The sequence below is a fragment of the Lutibacter sp. HS1-25 genome, assembly GCF_004121075.1.
Taxonomy (GTDB): Bacteria; Bacteroidota; Bacteroidia; order Flavobacteriales; family Flavobacteriaceae; genus Lutibacter.
The window spans coordinates 41,726-60,902 of sequence record NZ_RHLN01000012.1 but is presented as its reverse complement, the minus strand read 5'-3'; the positions used below and the strand labels follow the sequence as shown (position 1 = coordinate 60,902).

Sequence of the window (19,177 nt, the reverse complement as noted above, 5' to 3'; positions counted from 1 at the left end):
ATGAATAAAATAATAAAATATACACTTGCTTCGGTTATGGCTATCAGTTTAGTAAACTGTACAGGTGACTTTGAAGATATAAATACTGATCCAAACGGTATTTCAAACGAAAGTTTAACACAAATGAACAATCATATTGGTGGTTCTTTTACCCCAATGTTTTTAAATGTATTTAATGTAACTCCTGCTTGGAATTTCCAATTACAACAAAATTTAATTGGCGATGTGTATTCAGGATATATGACACCTCCAACACCATTTGCAGGTAATGTAAACAACATGACTTATTCGTTGGTTGATGGTTGGAATGGTTTTCCTTGGGGCGATGCTTACGGAAGCGTAATGCCATTTGCACTTGATATTAAAAATGCAGTTGCGTTAAGTGGAGATCCTTCAGGAGAAAAGTTTGTGCATTTGTCTAATATTATTAGAGTAAGTGCTATGCACAGAGTTTCAGATATTTACGGGCCAATTCGTTATACAAAATTTGACGATTTTGCTACAACTGGGATTTACGATTCTCAAAGTGAAGCATATAATGCATTTTTTGCTGAATTAGATGCTGCAATTGATGGGTTAAAAAGTTTTGAAGGTGATACACAATTTGTGCCTTTTGATATGTCATCATTAGGTGGTGATATTGCAATGTGGCGTAAATATGCAAACTCTTTAAGATTGCGTTTAGCAATGCGAGTTGTTAAAGTTGATGCAACTTTAGCAAAAACTGAAGGTGAAAAATCATTGTCAAGTGATGCTGGTTTATTAGAATCTACAGATATGTATATCAATACTGGTTATGCACATCCATTAACAGTAATAAGTGGTTCTTGGGGAGATATTAGAATGGGTGCTGAAATGGAATCTATTTTAGAAGGTTTTGATGATGGTAGAAAAGAAGTTTATTTTAAACCAGCCGAAGACCCAACTTTAAATGGTGCTTACAAAGGTATTAGAATGGGAATTGAAATTGAAGCTAAAGGTCAATACGGTGCGCATTCAGCTATTGGTAGTGCTATAGAAACTGAAACTATGCAATGGATGACTGCTGCTGAAGTTTATTTTTTAAGAGCTGAAGCTGCATTGCGTGGTTGGTCTGGAGCAGGTACTGCAAAAGCAAATTACGAAAATGGTGTAAAAGCTTCTTTTGCACAACATGGAGTAAGTGGTGCAGATGCTTATTTGGCTGATAATACAAGCACGCCTAAAGATTTTGTGGATGCTATAAATCCAGCAAATAATTTTACATATCCTAGTGAAGTTAAAATTGCTTACAACAATGCTGGTACTAACGAAGAACAATTAGAGCAAATTATTACTCAAAAATGGATAGCAATGTTCCCTGATGGTCAAGAAGCTTGGAGCGAATTTAGACGTACAGGTTATCCTAGAGTTTTCCCAGTAGTTATTAATAATAGTGGAGGTAAAATTGATACAAATATTCAAATTAGAAGAATCAATTTTGTTCAAAATGAAATAAATACCAACGGAGCTAATGTAGAAATTGCAAAAGGGTATTTAAACGGACCAGATACAGGTGGTACAAGACTTTGGTGGGATATCGCTGGAAGTAATTTTTAAATTTCTAAAAACGAAATTTAAAATGGATTAATTAAATGTTTTCAAACGGGAATTAATCATTCCCGTTTGTTTTTTGTCGCTCATTAGCAGCTTTTGGTCGAAAAAATAAAACTTTTAGCATATCTAATTATTAAATTTACTGTATTACAATTTTAGTATAAAAAATCCAACTATGACAACTACAGACATTGCACACAAACCTGCTGGTCAATTTGAAGATACCAGATTTGAAAAAATACACAACGTAGTATTTGCTAATTCAGAAGAAGGTTCTGTTTGTGTAGCACAAGAAATAGCTTCATTAATTAGAAGCAAACAAGATAAAAACAAACCTTGTATTTTAGGTTTGGCAACGGGTTCTTCGCCAATAAAAGTGTACGAAGAATTGGTTAGAATGCACAATGAAGAAGGTTTGAGTTTTTCAAATGTAATTACCTTCAACTTAGATGAATATTATCCAATGGATAAAAGTAGTGTGCATAGTTATTATTACTTTATGCATCAGCATTTATTCAACCACGTAGATATCAACCCTAAAAATATTCACATTCCTTCAGGAACTGTTTCATTAGAAGAACTACACCAATATTGTATTGATTACGATTTAAAAATTAAAGAATATGGTGGTTTAGATTTTCAATTGTTGGGTATTGGTAGAACCGGACATATTGGTTTTAACGAGCCGGGTTCTCACTACAATTCTGGAACTCGTAGTATTACCTTAGATCATATGACCAGAGAAGATGCTGCTCCTTCGTTTTTAGGAATTAACAATGTACCAAAAAAAGCCATTACTATGGGAATTGGTACTGTTAAAAAAGCAAAAAGAATTGTGTTATTGGCCTGGGGACACAACAAAGCATCTATTATTAAGGAAACTATTGAGGGCGAAATTACTTCAGAAGTTCCTGCAACCTATTTGCAAGATCACCCAAATACAACTTTTATTTTAGACGATGAAGCTGCACAGGATTTAACACGTTTAAACACGCCTTGGTTAGTAGGTCCTTGTATTTGGTCTGAAGAATTAACCAGTAAAGCCATTGTTTGGTTGTGTAATTTAACAGGAAAATCTATTCTGAAATTAACAGACAAAGATTACAATGAGTACGGAATGTCAAGTCTTTTGGTACAGGAAGGTTCGGCTTACGATATCAATATTGTTATGTTTAACAAATTGCAACATACCATTACAGGTTGGCCAGGAGGTAAGCCAAATGCAGATGATTCTTCAAGACCAGAAAGAGCAAATCCTGCTAAAAAAAGAGTGCTTATTTTTAGTCCGCATCCCGATGATGATGTAATTTCAATGGGAGGTACTTTTGATCGTTTGGTTGAACAAGGTCACGAAGTTCATGTTGCTTATCAAACTTCAGGAAATATTGCAGTATCAGATTCTGAAGCATTAAAATATGCCGAAGTTATCAAAGATATCAATCCTACTTATCCTAAAGTTGATGATATTATTAGAAAAATTAACACCAAAGTTGGTGATATTGAAGATGAAATTGAAGTTAGAAATTTAAAAGGAATTATACGAAAAAGAGAGTCGTTGGCTGCAACCCGTTTTATAGGTGTTCCAGATGAAAATATACATTTTTTAAATCTTCCTTTTTATGAAACCGGACGTGTTAAAAAAAATCCACTAAGCATTGTTGATGTTGAAATTGTAGCCGATTTAATAGCGACTATTAAGCCACACCAGGTGTATGCAGCAGGAGATTTAGCCGATCCACACGGTACGCATAAAGTTTGTTTAGATGCCATTTTTGCAGCACTAAAACAATTAAAACACAACGATTATATGAACGATTGTTGGGTTTGGTTATACCGTGGTGCTTGGCACGAGTGGAGTATTCATCAAATTGATATGGCTGTTCCAATGAGTCCAGATCAGGTTTTGAAAAAAAGAAAAGCCATATTTTTTCACCAATCACAAAAAGATGGTGTAATGTTTCAAGGAAATGATACACGCGAATTTTGGGTAAGAGCTGAAGAAAGAAATAATGAAACTGCTGTAAAATATCACAAACTAGGTTTGGCAGATTATGCTGCTTTAGAAGCTTTCAAAAGATATTACTATTAATAAAAATATGATGAAAAAAATTCTATTTCTCTTTTTTAGTGTATTTACAATAACTTGTTTTGGGCAATCAAAAAGCCTGAATTTAATGCCTTGGCCTCAAAAAATTACTTTGGAAACTGGCGAGTTTATTGTTAAACCAGATTTTACAATTGGGGTTAATAATTCAAATTCGGAAAGAATTGATTTGGCAACGACCAATTTTTTAAGAAGATTGAGTGGTAGAACAGGTGTTTTTATAGACAATGGTTTTGCTTTTTCTGCTTCTGAAGTTGAAAACCCTTCTTTAGAAATTGCGTATCAACGTATTGGAAAATTAGCAGTTAATGAAGATGAATCGTATGTTTTAAAAGTTTCAAATTCAAAAATAAGTATTGAAGCTACAACAGATATTGGTGCAATTCACGCATTAGAAACCTTGTTGCAATTGTTAAATAACAACGATTCATCTTATTATTTTCCAGCAGTATCAATTCAGGATTTTCCAAGATTTACTTGGCGTGGATTGATGATTGATGTTGCAAGACATTTTCAGCCTGTTGAGGTGTTAAAAAGAAATTTAGATGCAATGTCTGCAGTTAAAATGAATGTTTTTCATTGGCATTTGACCGATGATCAAGGCTTTAGAATTGAGTCTAAAACGCATCCAAAATTGCATCAGTTGGGTTCAGATGGTTTGTATTACACGCAAAATCAAATTAAAGAAGTGGTAAAATATGCTTCAGACAGAGGGATTCGTGTAGTGCCAGAAGTTGATGTGCCAGGTCATGCAACGGCAATTTTAACTGCATATCCTGAAATTGCAAGTAAAGATACTGTTTATACAATCGAAAGGTTTTCGGGTATTTTTGATCCAACTTTAAATCCTATCAACCCAAAAACCTATGAAATTTTAGGTGATTTGTTTGGTGAAATGGCAACTTTGTTTCCAGATCAATATGTACATATTGGTGGCGATGAAAATGAAGGTAAGCATTGGGATGAAAATGAAGAAATTCAGGCTTTTATGAAGCAGCATGGTTTGGAAACCAACCACGATTTGCAAACTTATTTCAATATTAAATTGGAAGAAATTTTGGCAAAAAACGGAAAATCGTTGATGGGTTGGGAAGAAATTATGACCGATAAAATGCCTACTTCAGCTTTAATTCATTCTTGGAAAGGTGTAAATGAAGGTGTGGAGTTGGGAAGTTCGTTAATTGCTGCAGCTAAAAAAGGTTATTATACCATTCTTTCAAATGGTTTTTATATAGATTTAATGCAACCGGTTAGCGAGCATTATTTGGTAGATCCTTTACCTAATACCAATAATTTAACTGCCGAAGAAAAAGCAAGAATTTTAGGTGGTGAAGCAACTATGTGGAGCGAGTTGGTTACGCCTTTAAATATAGATTCTAGATTGTGGCCAAGAACCGCAGCCATTGCAGAGCGATTTTGGTCTGATGCATCTGTAAATGATGTTGAAAATATGTACAAACGTTTAGCGTATGTTAACTTTAGGTTAGAGGAATTGGGAATTACTCAAATTAGAAACCGTGATGTTATTTTAAGAAATATCACCAACAATCAGCCTACAGAATCTTTGGAAGTTTTGACAAAAGTTTGTGAACCTGTGAAAATTTATTCGCGTAATGCAGGTGGAACAGAATACAAAACATTTTCGCCATTTACGCTTTTTGCCGACGCTTGTACTGTTGATGCGGCTGATAGTTTTACATTTAAAAAAGCAGTTAATAACTTTTTAACCGAACAAAATGCTTCAAATACTGAAGCAATAACCCACTTTTTTGATACTTGGATTGTTAATTATGAGGCTTTTAAAAATTTAAAAAAGAATCCGATTTTAAATACAATTGATCCTTTGTATCGCAACTTAGCTTCAATTTCAACAGCATTTAAAAATGCTTTTCAAAATGAAAATTTAAGCAAAGAGCAACTTCAAAAAATAGGGGGCTTATTACAGGTTTTAAAAGAACCAGTTGTTGATGTTGATTTGGCAGTTTATCATGATTTGCAAAAATTACATGCTTTTTTAGTCGATAAAAATAGCCGTAAAATCACTCCGAAAAGTAAAAAAATAAAACAGTAGCATTCTTATAAATACTTGTTTTTATAAATTTTAAAAAATTACAATTATGTTATTAATTGCAGATAGTGGTTCAACAAAATGCGACTGGGTTTTGTTTGAAGATAAAAAGCAGGCGCCTATTAAATTTAGAACAAAAGGTTTAAATCCTTCAATTTTAAAAAAGGAGCATTTAGAAGAAATCTTAGCCAATAGCAAAGAATTGCTTCAATATAAAAATGAAATAAAATGTATTTATTTTTTTGGTGCAGGTTGCAATACATCAAAAACAATTGAGGTTATAACATCTTTATTTTCCAAGCTTTTTCCTAATTCAAGAGCCATAGTTAAAGAAGATACTATGGCGGCTGTTTGGGCAACAACTTTTGACCCAGCGGTGGTTTGTATTTTAGGTACAGGTTCTAATTGTTGTTATTACGATGGTGCAAATATTCAGTTAAAAGTACCTGCAATGGGTTATTTGTTAATGGATGAAGCCAGTGGAAATTACTTTGGAAAAGAGTTGCTTAAAAGTTATTATTACAATCAGATGTCGCCAGATTTGAAAGCAGCTTTTGAAAAAGAATATACTTTAGATGAGAATATTGTGATTCAAAATTTATACCAGTCAAATACGCCAAATCAATATTTAGCAGAGTTTGCAAAGTTTTTATTTCAACATAAAAACAATGCTTTAATTGATAAAATTATTAGAGAAGGCATTGCTAAATTTATAGACAATAATATTTTACAATTTAAAGAAGAATTAAAAACAGTGCCATTGTATTTTGTGGGTTCAATAGCTTTTTATGCCCAAGATTATATTATGGATGCTTTAAAAGAAAGAGGTTTAAAAACATCTCGTTTTGTAAAACGACCAATTGAAAGTGTGATTTTAAAAATAAAAGAAACCAACTTTTTAGATTAATTGGCTTAAATTGTTGTTTTTAATGGTTGAAAATTAATTGTTTATGGTGCAAAAAATCTTAAAATATAGCTTCGTAATATTGTTAGTTTTAGTTGTTTCTTGTAAAAAATCAACGGAAACAATTGAGACTTCAAATAGCAATACACTGTTTACATTGGTTGATAACCAAACAACTAAAGTTAATTTCAACAATAAAATTACCGAAACACTTTATTTTAATTTTATAAACTACCCTTATATTTACAATGGTGGAGGTGTTGCTGTTGGCGATATTAACAACGATGGTTTGGAAGATTTATATTTTACCGCCAACCAAGGTTCAAATAAATTATATCTAAACAAAGGCAATTTTCAGTTTGAAGATATTACTGAAAAAGCAGCTGTAACCGATGCAGAAGGTTGGTCAGCAGGGGTTACTATGGTCGACATTAACAACGATGGTTTTTTAGATATCTATGTTTGTAAATCGGGTTCGTTAAAAAATCCTGAACTTCGAAAAAACAAGCTTTACATCAATCAGCAAAACAATACTTTTAAAGAAAGTGCTGCGCAATATGGACTTGATCATATTGGGTTTTCTGTACAAGCTTATTTTTTTGATTTTGATTTAGACAACGACTTGGATTTGTATTTGGTAAATCACAGAGAAGATTTTCAAAATAACACATTTATCAATGCTGAAATTCAACAGAATATTCAAGATTACAACTCAGATCAGTTGTTTAGAAATAACGGTGAAAAATTTGAAAATATAACCAAACAAGCTGGTGTTGCCAATAAAGCTTGGGGTTTAAGTGCTTCAATAGGCGATTTTAACAACGATAATTTACCTGATATTTACGTAGCAAATGATTTTTTAGAACCCGATTTTTTATACATCAATCAAGGAAACGGAACTTTTAAAGATGAGGTTTTAACTTATTTTAAGCATATTTCATACAACAGTATGGGGTCTGATTTTGCCGATATTAACAACGATTTAAAACCAGATTTGCTGGTGTTGGATATGATGGCAGAAGACCATATTCGCGGAAAAGAAAATATGGCAACTATGAGTACTCAAAACTTTTGGGCGTTGGTAAATGCAGGTTATCATTATCAATATATGTCTAATATGTTGCAGCTAAACAATGGCAACGGTACTTTTAGTGAAATTGGGCAACTGGCAGGAATCTCTAAAACCGATTGGAGTTGGGCGCCTTTAATGGCCGATTTTAACAACGATGGTTTTAACGATTTGTTTGTAACCAATGGAATTGCACACGATTTGTCGAATCAGGATTTTAGAAATCAGATGAAAACAAATATTCAAAATCGCAAAAAAGTTTCGTTAGATGAAGCCATAAATATGATGCCATCTAGTAAATTAAGCAATTATATTTTTCAAAATAATCAGGATTTAACCTTTTCAAATACCACCAAAAATTGGGGTTTAGATGCTGAAATAAATTCGAACGGCGCTGTTTATGCCGATTTGGACAATGATGGTGATTTGGATTTGGTTGTAAATAATATGGCTCAAGTGGCTTCAATTTATCAAAACAATGCCAACAATAATTTTGTTTCATTTTCTTTTGAAGGTCCAGAAAATAATAAAAAAGGTATTGGAGCCAAAGTCACTGTTTTTGCAGGTAAATTGCAGCAGTCTAAAACATTGTATGTTAGTCGAGGTTTTCAATCGTCAGTTTCAAATAAGTTGAATTTTGGATTGGCAAAACAAGCAAAAATTGATAGTGTTAAAGTAGTTTGGGTTGATGGATTTCAGCAAAAATTAACAGCCATTTCAATCAATCAAAATCATTTATTGGCTTATAAAAATGCAGCTGTAAAAACTTCAACTTTTGAAGAAAAAAGTGGTTTGTTTGTTAACGTGCTTCCTGAAGATTTGGGAATCAATTTTCAGCAAAAAGAAAACAATTTCAACGATTTTGACTTGCAATTGTTGTTGCCTCAAAAACAATCTGAAGTGAGTTCGCCTTTGGCAGTTGCCGATGTAAACAGCGATGGTTTGGATGATTTTTTTGTTGGAAATGCAACAGGTGCTGCAGCGGCATTGTACATTCAAAATAGCAACGGAACGTTTAAAAGTTCAAATATTAATTTGTTTGAAATGGATAAGTTGTTTGAAGATACGGATGCTGTATTTTTTGATGCAGATAACGACAAAGATTTGGATTTGTATGTAACTTCTGGAGGTTATGAAATAAAAGAAAATAGTGAATTGTTGCAGGATAGATTGTATGTAAACGATGGAAATGGCAATTTTAGCAAAGCAACTAATTTACCAAAAATTACTACAAATTCTAAAGGTATTGCGGCTTCTGATTACGACAATGATGGCGATGTTGATATTTTTGTTGGCGGAAGGGTCATTCACGGAAAATATCCTTTGTCTAATAATTCGTACTTGTTAGAAAATAACAATGGAAAATTTGTAGATGTAACTTCAGAAAAAATAAATGATTTGTCTGATTTAAAAATGGTAAACGATGCTATTTTTACCGATTATGACAACGATGGAGATTTTGATTTAATGGTTGTTGGCGAATGGATGCCTGTTGTGATATTTGAAAATGTTGGCAAAAAATTCATTAAAAAAGAAGTTTCGGTGCTTAAAAATTCAAATAATTGGGCACAAAGTATTACAGAAACCGATGCGAATAGCGATGGTTTTAAAGAATATATTATTGGTAATTGGGGTGCAAATAACAAGTTTCACCCATCCCAAGAAAAACCATTACACATTTATGCAGATTATTTAGATAGCAATACCACTTTTGATGTTGTGTTGAGCAAAGTTTCAAAAACAGGTGCGTTGTTACCGGTTCGCGGTAAAGAATGTTCGTCGCAACAAGTGCCAGTATTAAATGAAAAAGTAAAATCTTTTAAAGAGTTTGCATCGTTAACATTGCCTGATATTTACGGAGAACAAGCCTTAAACAATGCAACACATTATACCGCACACAATTTTAATTCTTTTATTTTAAAATTCAGCAAAAACAAACAATTTGAAATTGAACAATTACCAGTTCAGGCACAATTTAGTCCAACATTAAGTGCAGTTACTTTTGATTTTAACAACGATGGCTATTTGGATATTTTTGGTGTTGGAAATGTGTATGAAGCTGAGGTTGAAACCATTCGTTACGACGCTTCAAAAGGATATGTTTTGCTTGGAAATAAAAATGGCGGCTTTGATTTTTTAAATGATACCAGTTATTTTAACAACAACGAAGCAAAAGTTATTTCAAAAATTGTGATTAAAAATCAACCTCACTTGGTTATTTTAAATAAAAACAATGCACTTAAAGTATTGAAAATAAAATAATCAACGCTTACCGGTTTTAAATTTATCTTACCTATTTTTGTAACTGTGAATTCAAAAGTTTTCATAGTAAAACACATCAATTTGAAAAAGATATTTCTTCTAATTATATTCATTTCCACCTCAATAGTTGCGCAGCAACGTTACACAATTAGTGGCATTGTAACCGATGCAAGTAGTGGAGAAACCTTATACGGAGCTTCAGTTTTTATAGAAAATACAACCATTGGCGTTTTGACAAACGAATACGGTTTTTACTCTATTTCTGCGCCAAAAGGTACTTGTACTTTGGTGGTTTCCTATTTAGGTTATGCCAATGTGGTTCAGCAATTTGACTTAAATACTGATAAAAAATTGGCTATTGAGTTAAAAGAAAATTCAACCCAATTAAACGAAGTGCTTATTACATCTTCAGATTCTGAAGAAATGAGTATTTCAAAACCGCAAATGAGTGTTTTAAAATTAAGTGCAGCAACCTTAAAACAAGTTTCGTCGGTAATGGGTGAAGTTGATATTTTAAAAACCATATTGTTGCTTCCTGGTGTTACTAACAATGGCGAAGGCTCTACGGGTTTTAATGTTAGAGGTGGTGCTGTTGACCAAAATTTGGTGTTATTAGACGAAGCTATTATTTACAATACGTCGCATGTTTTTGGTTTTTTCTCGGTTTTTAATTCTGATGCAATTAAAGATTTAAAATTGTACAAAGGTGGTATTCCGGCAAGATTTGGTGGTCGGGTTTCATCGGTGTTGGATGTGCGTCAAAAAGATGGAAACAGCAAACAATTTAAAATGTCTGGTGGAATTGGTACAATTTCTAGTCGTTTGGCTATTGAAGCGCCACTTTTTAATGGTCAGGGATCTTTTATTGTTGCGGGTAGAGCGTCTTATGTTAATTTGTTTTTAGATGCTTTTAACAAAGATTATGGTGTTGGATTTTACGATTTAAATTTAAAGGGCAATTATAGTTTAAACGATAATAATAAGCTGTTTCTTTCGGGTTATTTTGGAAGAGATAATATGGTTTTTTCGGATAGTTTTAATAATTCTTACGGAAATTTATCTGGAAATTTAAGATGGAATCACATTTTTAACGATAAATTATTTTCAAATTTATCGTTGATTTATAGCAAATACGATTACGAATTAGGGATTGATATTTTTGAATTTGATTGGATTTCTTCCATAGAAAATTTCAACGTAAAATACGATTTTAGGTACTATATAAATGATGCCGTTAAATTAAATTTTGGAGCCAGTTCTATTTCTTACAATTTCAATCCTGGTGAAATTTTTCCAACGTCAGGAACTTCTTCAGTAAATTATTTTAAATTAGATCAAAAAAGAGCTTTTGAATCGGGTGTTTATGCCAGTGTTGAACAAAAAATAAGTCAAAATTTTTCTGTTGAATATGGTTTGCGTTGGAGTTATTTTAACCGTCAAGGAGGTCAGTCTGTGGCAAATTATGTAAACGGTATGCCTGTTGTTTATAATGAGAAATTAGGGATTTATGAAACGGGTGAAATTGAAAGTGAAACCGATTATGCCAAAGATGAAAGCATTGCAAATTATAACAATTTTGAACCACGTTTGGCTGTTGCTTACGAGTTAAATAATTCGTCTTCTGTAAAAGCTGGATATTCGCGTACTGCACAATACCTTCATTTATTGTCAAATACAACCAACGTAACACCTTTAGATGTTTGGACTCCTAGTGGTAAATTTATCAAACCCCAACTTTCAAACCAATATTCGGTTGGGTATTATAAAAATTTTAAAGGTGAATTATTTTCTTTAGAAGTTGAAGCTTATTATAAAGATGTTGCAAATAGAATTGATTATATTGATGGAGCCGATTTAATTGGTAACAATTATATTGAAGGTGAAATATTAAATGGTCAATCTAGGGCTTATGGATTGGAATTTTTGCTGCGTAAAACAGTTGGAAAATTTACGGGTTGGTTTGCATATACTTTGTCTAAAACCGAACAAAAAACTTTAGGCGGAAAAGCAGGTGGTTTGGGAATTAACGATGGTAATTGGTATAATTCATCTTATGATAGGGTACATGATTTGTCAATAACAGGTTCTTTTAATTTAAATGAAAAATGGTCGTTTGGAACAAATTTTGTTTTTCAAACGGGTAGACCTGTTACTTATCCCAACGCACAATATGTGTACGAAGGTTTGTCTATAGCAAGTTATACACCAAGAAATTCAAACCGTTTACCGGTTTATAATAGGTTAGATATTTCAGCAACTTATGTGCCCAATAAAAAACCAGATAATAGGTGGAAAGGCGAATGGGTTTTTGGAATTTACAATGTTTACAATCGCAAAAATGCAGCAGCTATTTCCTTTGGTCAAAATTTGGAGTCTAGTGTAAATGAAGCAACAAGAACCGCTATTTTTGGTATTGTACCATCTGTAACCTATAATTTTAATTTTTAAGAAAATGAGCAAATTGTTAAAATATAGCCTGTTACTTTTTTATGTATTGTTAACTTCTTGTACCGATGTTGTTGATGTTGATGTGCCAATGGCAACACCAAAATTGGTTGTTGAAGCTTCTATTGATTGGGAATTGGGAACTATGGGAAATAGACAAACAATTTATCTAAGTTTGTCAACTTCTTATTTTGAAAACAACAAGCAAAACATAGTTACAGGAGCTTCTGTAAAAATAACAAACAATTCCACCAATCAAGTTTTTGTTTTTGAAGATCAAAATAATGGCGCTTACACAACAAATAGTTTTAGACCAGTTGTCAATCAATCTTATTCATTAGAAATTATTTACAATAACGATATTTATACAGCAACCGAAACATTGATGCCAGTGGTACCTATTGATTTTGTGAGTCAATCAAAAAATCAGGGTTTTAATAAAGACGCCCTAGAAGTGAATGTACTTTTTACAGATCCTGCTCAAATAGAAAATTTTTATTTAATTAAATTTACTTCTGAAAGAATTTTGTTACCTGCATTGTTTGATATTTCTGATGAATTTACCGATGGTAATCAAATGAATGTTTTTTATGAAAGTGAAGATTTTGAAGTGGGAGATGCCGTGAATATTGCGTTGTACGGAATTTCAAAACAATACTATAATTACATTCGTTTATTGATAGAGCAAAGTAGTGAAGGCGGTCCTTTTAGTACCATTCCAGCACAATTAAAAGGAAATTGTATCAATACTACAAATCCGGCTGCAAATGCTTTTGGCTATTTTAGATTAACGCAAGTATCTAAAGTACCCTATGTTTTTAAGTAGTTTTTTTAAAGTATTTTAGAGGTTAAAAGAATCATTGCAAAAGGTTCAAAGGATTAAATTTTTATTCCTACGAATTACGAATTACGAATTACGAATTACGAATTACGAATTATGAACTACGAATTACAAATTATGAATTACGAATATCAAACTTCTAATATCTAATATCTAATATCTAATATCAAGTATCAAACTTCTAATATCAAATATCAAATATCAAACTTCTAATATTGTAAATCTCTAAATTCGTAATTCAATAGAACTTACTATATTTGTGCATATGTTTTTAATAAAAACCCAAAACTAAAATTTGAAAGGAATTGTAACTAAGTCTACAGGAAGTTGGTACACTGTTTATTATAACAATGGAGAGCGTTTAGATTGCCGTTTAAAGGGTAAATTTAGAATGCAGGGCATTAAAAGTACCAATCCGGTTGCAGTTGGTGATCAGGTAAATTTTGAATTTGAAGATGGAAAAGAAACTGGTGTTATCAATAAAATTTTTGATCGTAAAAATTACATCATTCGAAAATCTGTAAATCTTTCAAAACTAACACATATTATAGCTTCTAATATAGACATTGCTTTTTTGGTGGTGACTATAGACAATCCGCCAACTTTTACGGGTTTTATCGATCGTTTTTTGGCTACTGCCGAAGCTTACTCAATTAAAACAGTCATTCTTTTTAATAAATTAGACAGTTATAGCGATGAGCAGCTAGACAAGTTGGCCATGTTAGACGATATTTATACCAACATAGGCTATCAATGTATCGCTATTTCGGCAACAAAAAATATTGGTGTAGATGAGGTTGAAGCTTTGATGAAAGATAAAACTACCATGTTTTCAGGACATTCAGGAGTTGGGAAATCAACACTTATAAATGCCATTGAACCAACATTAAATTTAAAAACCAAAGAAGTATCTAAACAACACAAGCAAGGTATGCACACTACAACTTTTGCTGAGATGTTTGAACTTGGTTTTGGAGGTTTTATTATTGATACACCAGGAATTAAAGGTTTTGGTGTGGTTGATTTTGAACCAAGCCAAATTACTGATTATTTTCCTGAGTTTTTTAAGCTGAAATCAAAATGTAAATTCAACAATTGTTTGCATATAAACGAGCCAAAATGCGCCATTAAAGAAGCAGTAGAATCTGGCGAAATTGCCGCATCACGTTACAATAGTTATGTGCAAATGGTTGAAGGCGATGAAGAACATTATAGGGTAGATATTTATAGTTAGTAATTAAGTTGAAAAGTCAGAAGTCTTTTGGTTGCTAAGCGAAGTCGAAGCTATAATAATGGAGTCAGAAATTGAAAGTTAAAAAGCCTAAAGTCAGAAGTCTTTTGGTCGTTGTGCGCAGTCAAAGCGATAATAATATAGTTATAAGACCCAAGTTGTGATCTTGATCACAGTCAATAGAAACCATCAACCACAAAAAAACACATGAAATCTGTAATACAAAGAGTCACAAAAGCAGCTGTAACTATTGAGGGAAAAGTTGTAAGCGAAATAAAAAATGGCTTACTTATTTTATTAGGTATTGAACCTTTAGATGATGAAAACGATATAGAATGGCTTTCAAAAAAAATTGCAAATCTTCGCATTTTTAATGATGAAAACCAAGTAATGAATAAATCGTTGATTGAAGTTAATGGCGATGCCATTATTGTTAGTCAGTTTACCTTACACGCTAGTACCAAAAAGGGCAACCGACCGTCTTATTTAAACGCTGCAAAACCTGAAATTGCCATTCCGTTATACAAACAATTTATCAGCAGCTTTGAAAATCAAATCAATAAAAAAGTAGGAACTGGCGAATTTGGTGCAGATATGAAAGTTGATTTGTTAAATGACGGCCCTGTAACCATTATTATTGATTCAAAAAATAAAATTTAATTGAGGGTTATTTAGTATTTTTTTTTATTTTTATTGGAATAAAAAATTCTAATGAAAAACATATTAACCCCACTGCTCTTTTGCATTTTTTCAACAAGCTTATTCTCACAAGATTATAGTTTTGAAATTTCAAAAATTCCAATAAATCTGCTTAATAATGCAAATTCTGTTGTGCTTTTTGAAGACACTTTTGTAAATGTTAAATCTCAAAATCAAATGACGATTGAGGTTAATACAGCTGTAACAGTACTAAATAAACTGGGAGACTACAATAGCCATGTATACGTCCATTTTGATAAAAATCAAAAAATTAAAAGTATTGAAACTTATATTTACAATGCTTCTGGTAAAGAAATTAATAAAGTTAAAAGTAAAGAATATGAAGATGTAAGTGCTGTAGATGGAGGTACACTTTATGGAGATAGTAGAATGTTATATTATAAATATACACCAATTTCTTATCCATACACTATTCAAAAAAAATATGTTATTGAAACTATAAATACTGGATTTGTACCTAGTTGGCAGCCTGTAGATAGTTATTCAACTTCAGTTTTAAGCAGTAGTTATCAAATTAAATCAAGTGAAGGTTTAGCTATTAGATTTAAAGAGAAAAATTTTGAAAATTACACCATTGAAAAAGAAGTTGCTACAAATAATCTAAAGTATAAAGTAGTTAATGTTGAAGCTATTAAAAGAGAACCCTATTGTCCAATATTTAAAGATTTTACACCTTATTTATTGGTAGGTCTAAATAAATTTAGTTTAGAAGGTATTGATGGTGAAGCTAATAATTGGGCGGAATTTGGAAAATGGAGATATGACTATTTGTTAAATGGAAACGATGAAATTAATGATAGTGCGAAATCTGAAGTTCTAAATCTGGTAGATGGAATTTTAGATCCGATAGAAAAAGCTAAAATTATTTACAAATATGTTCAGGACAGAACCAGATATATCAGTGTTCAGGAAGGAATAGGAGGTTGGATGCCTATAAAAGCCAATGATGTTCATAGATTGGGCTATGGAGACTGCAAGGGGCTATCGAATTATACTAAGGCGTTACTTAATGCCGTTGGTGTTGAAGCATATTATACTATTATTTGGGCTGGTGATGAAAACAGAGATGTTGAAGAAGATTTTTTCTCTATGCAAGGCAACCACATCATTCTAAACTTACCAACAAATGATGGTGATATTTGGCTAGAGTGCACAAATCAAAAAGTGCCATTTGGGTATTTAGGAGATTTTACAGATGACAGAAATGTTTTAGTAATAAAACCAGATGGTGGAATTATAAAACGTACTAAAATTTATGAAGCTTCAGAAAATTTACAAAAATCTATTGGAAGTTATGAGGTTAGAGGAAATGGAAGCATTCAAGCTGAAGTTAAAATTATTTCAAAAGGAACACAATATTTTGACAATCTAAAAAGTGATGGTGCAAGTGATAAGGAGCTTGACGTATTGTTTAAAGATTATTTTTCTCATATCAACAATATAAAATTTTCAGAGTTACAAGTTATTAATAATAAAAAAGAAATGGCATTTGAAGAAGAAATCGCGTTTGAAGCATCTAATTATGCCATTCTTAATGGTAACGAAATGTTAGTGCCAATAAATGCTTTTAATAGAAATTTTGTCATTCCTAAAAGAGTAAGAGAACGAAAATTATCATTCCAAATTTCGCAAGGTTATTTAGATGTTGATGAAGTTGATATTAAATTGCCTGTAAGTTTTGATATTGAGTATGTTCCTGAAAATAAAACAATTGAATCTAAATTTGGTAAGTATATAGTTGAGGTTTCTAAAGTTGATGAACATACCTATTTGTACAAAAGAACCATACAAATTAACGAAGGTGAATACCCAAAAGAAGAGTATGAGCTATATAGAAATTTTAGAAAAGAAATTAGTAAATATGATAATTCAAAAATAATTTTAAAAAGTAAATCCTAATGAAAAAGATTTTAATTACTCTAGTCATTGTTTTTAACATGGCACAACTAATAGCGCAAGATTATAAATTTGGAAAAGTTTCAAAAGAAGAGCTTGAGGAAACCTATTATCCGCTAGATTCTTCAGCAAATGCAGCTATTTTATATAAAAAAAGATATACCCATTTTGAATACATTCAAGGGGTGGGTTTTGAGGTTGTTACAGATGTTCATGTTCGAATAAAAATATACAATACTGAAGGTTTTGATTGGGCTACAAAAAGTATAAAATATTATAAATCTTCTTCTGCAAATGAGAAAGTATCGTCTTTAAAAGCAACAACTTTTAGTATTAATAATGGTAAAATTGTTGAGACAGATTTAAGTAATAAAGATGTTTTTGATGAAGAGATAAATAAATATTGGTCTCAGCAAAAATTCACAATGCCTAATTTAAGTCCAGGATGTATTGTAGAGTGGAAATACAAAATTTCTTCGCCATTTAAATCTATTGATAATCTTCAATTTCAATATGGTATTCCTGTGAAAAAGATGCATATTGAGATAGAGATTCCTGAGTATTTTGTGTACAATAAAAGTTCAAAGGGTTATTATCTTGTGTCTCCAAAAGTTGAAAAGAAAAGAGGAAATATTATATTTAATACTAAATCTAGAGCTGAAGGAACTGGGTGGACACCTTCAGGAACTACTAATTTTTCACAAACTAATATTGATTATATAATAACTAAAGAGATCTATGATGTTAACGATGTTCCTGCATTAATTGAAGAGCCTTATATTAATAATATTGACAATTATAGGGCTACAGTAGAATATGAATATTCAGAATTGCATTGGCCAAACGAACCAGTTAAGTACTATGCAAATAGTTGGGAAGATGTAACTAAATCTATTTATAACGATTCAGATTTTAGCAATCAAATTTATAAATCAAATCATTATAATGAAGATTTAGCCGTGGTTTTAGATTCGGCTAAAACAAATTCGGATAAAATTAATGGAATTCTTGAATTGGTGAAACGAAAAATTAAATGGAATAATTTCAACGGTTTTACAACAGAAAATGGTACTAGACAAGCCTACAAAGAGGGTGTAGGTAATGCAGCTGATATCAATTTAAATTTGGTTTCAATGTTAAATACAGCTGGTTTTAAAGCAAATCCTGTCTTAATTAGTACTAGATCTCATGGTATACCCTTATACCCAACTATTGAAGGTTTTAATTTTGTAATTGCAGGGGTAGAATTAGATGATAAAATTATATTGTTAGATGCTACCGACCAAAATAGTACTCCAAATAATTTACCGCTAAGGGATTTAAATTGGCAAGGAAGATTAATTAGAGATGATAAATCTTCAATTTCAATAGATTTAATTCCTACTGAACCATCTGAAGTAAATTCAAAAATAATTATTAAAGTTGATGAACTTGGAGAAGTATCAGGAATGGTAAGAAATAGTTACACTAATTTAAGAGCTATAAATTACAGAGATACTTATTGTAAACTTAAAGATGAAGATATTATTACTAAAATTGAAGATAAGAATAAAATAGAAATTGAAGAATTAAGGGTTGACAATAAAAAAGATCTTTATAAGTCTGTTGTTGAAATGTATAGATTCAATAGTGAAAATCTTGTTGATCGTGTAGGAGATAAAATTTATATAAAGCCATTGTTATTTAAATCAGAAACTGAAAATCCTTTTAAATTAGAAAAAAGAGAATACCCAATTGATTTTGGAACTCCACTGATTGACAATGTTACAGTTTCAATTGCAATACCTGAGGGTTACAAAGTAGCCTCTATTCCTGAAAAAATAGCCATTGGTCTGCCAAATAATTATGGTATGTATTTATTTGATGTTTTAACTTCAGGAAATTCAATAAATGTTAAGTCGTATTTAAAAATTAATACTGCAATATATCCAGCGTTAGATTATGATACGCTTAAAGTTTTTTTTAAAGACATAGTTAGTAAAAATCTAGAAAGCATTGTTTTAGAGAAGGCAACATTGTAATATGATTCATAAAATTTTATTAAAAAAGGCTATTCTTATGT

General features: G+C 31.5%; 11 protein-coding genes. All 11 read left to right on the top strand.

The features are described from left to right. The 11 genes from EC396_RS06385 to EC396_RS06335 all read left to right on the top strand — a co-directional run bounded on the left by EC396_RS06385 (position 1) and on the right by EC396_RS06335 (position 19,136). The gene (locus EC396_RS06385) at positions 1 to 1,578 is read left to right on the top strand and encodes a RagB/SusD family nutrient uptake outer membrane protein (protein WP_129365873.1); all 1,578 of its coding nucleotides are present in this window, start codon (positions 1 to 3) and stop codon (positions 1,576 to 1,578) included. A gap of 172 nt (positions 1,579 to 1,750) precedes the next feature. Continuing rightward, on the top strand, positions 1,751 to 3,664 hold the full coding sequence (nagB, locus tag EC396_RS06380; protein WP_129365872.1) for a glucosamine-6-phosphate deaminase: 1,914 nt from the start codon (positions 1,751 to 1,753) through the stop codon (positions 3,662 to 3,664). Positions 3,665 to 3,671: 7 nt separating this feature from the next. Beyond that, a complete protein-coding gene (locus tag EC396_RS06375; RefSeq protein WP_129365871.1) occupies positions 3,672 to 5,750 on the top strand; it encodes a beta-N-acetylhexosaminidase in 2,079 nt (692 codons plus the stop codon). Between the two features lie 46 nt (positions 5,751 to 5,796). Continuing rightward, complete coding sequence (locus tag EC396_RS06370; protein WP_129365870.1) at positions 5,797 to 6,654, top strand: BadF/BadG/BcrA/BcrD ATPase family protein; 858 nt, start codon at positions 5,797 to 5,799, stop codon at positions 6,652 to 6,654. A gap of 43 nt (positions 6,655 to 6,697) precedes the next feature. Beyond that, positions 6,698 to 9,982: a VCBS repeat-containing protein gene (locus EC396_RS06365; RefSeq protein WP_129365869.1), complete on the top strand. Its 3,285-nt coding sequence runs from the start codon at positions 6,698 to 6,700 to the stop codon at positions 9,980 to 9,982. Between the two features lie 75 nt (positions 9,983 to 10,057). Next, positions 10,058 to 12,430, top strand: a complete 2,373-nt coding sequence (locus tag EC396_RS06360; RefSeq protein WP_129365887.1) for a TonB-dependent receptor — start codon at positions 10,058 to 10,060, stop codon at positions 12,428 to 12,430. A gap of 4 nt (positions 12,431 to 12,434) precedes the next feature. Beyond that, on the top strand, positions 12,435 to 13,253 hold the full coding sequence (locus tag EC396_RS06355) for a DUF4249 domain-containing protein (RefSeq protein ID WP_129365868.1): 819 nt from the start codon (positions 12,435 to 12,437) through the stop codon (positions 13,251 to 13,253). A gap of 310 nt (positions 13,254 to 13,563) precedes the next feature. After that, positions 13,564 to 14,502, top strand: a complete 939-nt coding sequence (rsgA, locus tag EC396_RS06350; RefSeq protein ID WP_129365867.1) for a ribosome small subunit-dependent GTPase A — start codon at positions 13,564 to 13,566, stop codon at positions 14,500 to 14,502. Positions 14,503 to 14,706: 204 nt separating this feature from the next. Then, positions 14,707 to 15,159: a D-aminoacyl-tRNA deacylase gene (gene dtd, locus EC396_RS06345; protein ID WP_129365866.1), complete on the top strand. Its 453-nt coding sequence runs from the start codon at positions 14,707 to 14,709 to the stop codon at positions 15,157 to 15,159. Positions 15,160 to 15,210: 51 nt separating this feature from the next. After that, positions 15,211 to 17,118 carry a DUF3857 domain-containing protein gene (locus EC396_RS06340; RefSeq protein ID WP_129365865.1) on the top strand — a complete coding sequence of 636 codons (1,908 nt, stop codon included), beginning with the start codon at positions 15,211 to 15,213 and terminating at the stop codon, positions 17,116 to 17,118. Then, entirely contained in the window at positions 17,118 to 19,136 is a 2,019-nt protein-coding gene (locus tag EC396_RS06335) for a DUF3857 domain-containing protein (protein WP_129365864.1), read from the top strand. Before EC396_RS06340 ends, EC396_RS06335 begins: the two co-directional genes overlap by 1 nt. The last annotated feature ends 41 nt before the right edge of the window (positions 19,137 to 19,177 follow it).